This is a genomic window from Mycobacterium sp., from assembly GCF_051006775.1.
Taxonomy (GTDB): domain Bacteria; phylum Actinomycetota; class Actinomycetes; order Mycobacteriales; family Mycobacteriaceae; genus Mycobacterium.
The window spans coordinates 1-2,874 of record NZ_JBPCSX010000007.1 but is presented as its reverse complement, the minus strand read 5'-3'; the positions used below and the strand labels follow the sequence as shown (position 1 = coordinate 2,874).

4 protein-coding genes and 2 pseudogenes are annotated in these 2,874 nt (G+C 65.1%); 4 read left to right on the top strand and 2 right to left on the bottom strand.

Going from position 1 to position 2,874, the window contains the following annotated elements:
- Positions 1-238, bottom strand: a pseudogene (locus tag ACR2JI_RS00495) (hypothetical protein); the annotation flags it as partial.
- A 56-nt stretch (positions 239-294) separates the two neighbouring features.
- A complete protein-coding gene (locus tag ACR2JI_RS00490; protein ID WP_526386893.1) occupies positions 295-651 on the bottom strand; it encodes a DoxX family protein in 357 nt (118 codons plus the stop codon).
- A 61-nt stretch (positions 652-712) separates the two neighbouring features.
- Here ACR2JI_RS00490 and ACR2JI_RS00485 point away from each other — a divergent pair, with 61 nt between their 5' ends.
- The 4 genes and pseudogenes from ACR2JI_RS00485 to ACR2JI_RS00470 all read left to right on the top strand — a co-directional run.
- Positions 713-1,084, top strand: coding sequence for a DoxX family protein (locus ACR2JI_RS00485; RefSeq protein WP_526386891.1), 372 nt, complete (start codon positions 713-715; stop codon positions 1,082-1,084).
- An 80-nt stretch (positions 1,085-1,164) separates the two neighbouring features.
- Positions 1,165-1,635 (top strand): hypothetical protein, encoded by a 471-nt coding sequence (locus tag ACR2JI_RS00480; protein ID WP_526386889.1) that lies wholly within the window; start codon positions 1,165-1,167, stop codon positions 1,633-1,635.
- Positions 1,636-1,722: 87 nt separating this feature from the next.
- Positions 1,723-2,622, top strand: a complete 900-nt coding sequence (locus tag ACR2JI_RS00475) for an AEC family transporter (RefSeq protein ID WP_526386887.1) — start codon at positions 1,723-1,725, stop codon at positions 2,620-2,622.
- Between the two features lie 40 nt (positions 2,623-2,662).
- Positions 2,663-2,874: pseudogene (locus ACR2JI_RS00470) on the top strand (amidohydrolase family protein); the annotation flags it as partial.

The following is a 2,874-nucleotide window of genomic DNA, read 5'->3' as shown; positions in this document are numbered from 1 at the left end:
CCAGACCACCGTCGCCGAATGTGACCGCCGACGTCGACCGGCCGCCCATCACGGGGTCATTGACTGTCGTCCAGGCCGCTACCGCGGCGGGATCACCGAAGTCGACCAGAACCGCCGGCCCGACCGCCGGGTCTGCCCGGGCGATCCGCCCGGTGTTCCCGCCCGCCACGATCAGTACCGCCACGCACATGATCGCCATAGGTGTCCACGCCCGCCGGCGCCGTTGGTCATTCCACATCCCCTCAATGTAGGGGTACCGGTTATCCCGCCGGTCCGACACGAGTCTTAGACGCGCTACCGGGCCGGAATCATGCCGAGCGCGTAGACCACGATGAAGAGATTCATCAGCATCATGACGGTGGCAGGCAGCGCGTCGACCAGCGAGTCCCGGCATCGGATGCGGACGACGACGCCCGCGGCCATCAGCACGGTGAGGCCGCCCGCGGCGGCAACCGTGAGGTGCGGCACAAAGTAGCCGACGATCAGACCCGTCGCTCCGAGCAGTTCGAGGGCCCCGGTGAGTTTCCGGAATCGCAGCAGCCCGAACCGGGTGAACTCCATGACCATCGCATTGGAGACGAAGACGGCCACGCCGTAATACAAAAACACCACAACCGACAGAACTTTGCACGCCTGGTACAGCACAATCATGGTGTAACGATCCGATCAGCATTCGTGCACTGGCTAGCACTCACGGCAGTGGAGGCACCAAATGTCATCTTTCGCAGTTTCCACCACGCTTCAGATCGTTGTTGCATTGGGGCTGTTTAACGTCTGGTTGGTCCGCGCGCGGGCCGCGACGGCCTATCGCGGCGGTTCGGCGCAGTCTCTGAAAGAGGAATTCGCCACGTACGGCCTCCCTGAGTGGACGTTTTACGTGGTCGGAGCCCTCAAGCTGGGTTCGGCGGTGCTTCTGATCGCCGGGATCTGGTTTCCGGCACTCATCAAGGCGCCGGCTTTGATCGTTGCGGCGTTGATGGTCGGGGCACTGGCGATGCATGCGAAGGCCAAAGACTCACCGGCGAAGTACCTGCCGGCGCTCCTGATGCTGGTTATGTGTGTCGCCATCTACCTGTTGCAGTGAGGGCGGTGATACAGATGGGGTTCATCCCGTCGACGTCGAAATGCGACCTGCCGGACGACCGGTTCCAGTAGATTCCGTTCATGGCGATCTGGGATTTTGTGCTGAGCTTGACCGAACCGTCGCCGCGGCCGGATCGGGAAAATTTCCGGGTGGTCGACGTGCCGGGGTCATGGACCCGCACAGTCACCGGAACCTCCTCCTTCCAGGACACGATCGACGCATTGCCGTTGGGTACCGTCGAGGTGACACTGCGGTTGGAACCTGCGAGCAGGGTGGGCGCCTACATCGGCGACCAGCAAGTCGGCTGGCTGGCCACCCAGCGGAACAGCGTCATGCGGATGACGGCCGGCAGCCTCCTCTGGTCGGACCCGTGGCTGACGTGGATGGCGCAGTTGGACAGCGCGGGGATCCAACCGCGGTTCCAGGGTTTACTGCGCATCGCGGGCGACCCCGGCCGACGCCTCATCAACATCGACGTCCCCGGCCGCAATGAGCCGCGGCTATCCACCATCGCGAAAAGAATCATCAACCCGACGGCCACAGACGGTTAAGCCGGACGGCGGGAGGCACCGGCACCTAAGCCCGGACTCCAGCGCTGTCCATTCCCGTGCATTGCCGGCCCACGGCACCTCAGCCGAATGACCCAGATCCTGCTGATCCTGACCAGCCTGTTGATCGGTGCCGCGTTGCGGCTCAGTGGCCGGATGCCGGAGAACACCACGAAGGTGCTCGGCGGGTGGGTGATCAACGTCGCACTGCCGGCAACGGCGGTCGCCAGCGTGCACAACCTGACCGTGCGCCCGGACTGGTGGCTGGCCGCGGCGACACCGTGGATCGGCGTCCTACTGGCTATCGCCGTGCTGGTGCCGGTGTGCCGCGTGCTGGGTTGGTCGCGTCAACGCACCGGTGCGCTGCTACTTGTCGGGGGGTGGGGCAACACCTCGTTCGTGGGCCTGCCGATGATCGCAGCCCTCGCGGGTCCACAGTGGCTGGGCCTTGGCATCGTTATCGACCTGTTCGGCTCCTACCTGGCGCTGTCCACCCTTGGCATCGCGGTGGCGACCATCGCCAGCGCCGGCCGGATGGACTGGCGGGTGGTCGTTCATCGGGTCGCCACCTTCCCGCCGTTCCTGGCGATCCTGATCGCGCTGGCCACCAATCACCTGGATCGGCCGCCGTGGCTGACCGAGATCGTCACGACACTTGCCCACACCCTCACCCCGATCGCATTGGCCGCCGTGGGCTTCGCGTTGCGGCCGGATCGAATCGCCGGGCGGCTGAAGCCACTCATCGTGGCTCTGGGTTACCGCCTGTTCGTGGCGCCGCTGGCACTGCTGGGGTTGTACATCGCGCTCGGCAGCCTGGGCGACCCGGTGGCCAAGGTCGCGATTTTGGAGATGGCGATGCCACCCATGCTCGGCGCGAGCATCATCGCGCTGGAACATGACTTGGAGCCCGATCTGGTGGCGTTGGTGATCGGGATCGGTGTCCCGCTTTCGTTGCTGACCGCATGGACATGGTGGACGCTGATCTCCTGACGGGATGCCCGGGCCGCGCGGGCCAATTAGGGTCTGGACAATGACCACACCGGAATTCGACGTCGTCATCGCCGGCGGTCGCGTGATCGATCCCGAAACCGGACTCGACGCACTGCGGTCGGTCGGCATCCGCGCTGGATCCATTGCCGCGATCTCCGACGCCGACCTCAACGGCGCCGTGACACTCGACGCGCTCGGACGTATCGTCACCCCAGGGTTCATCGACCTGCACTCCCACACCCAGTCGATCCC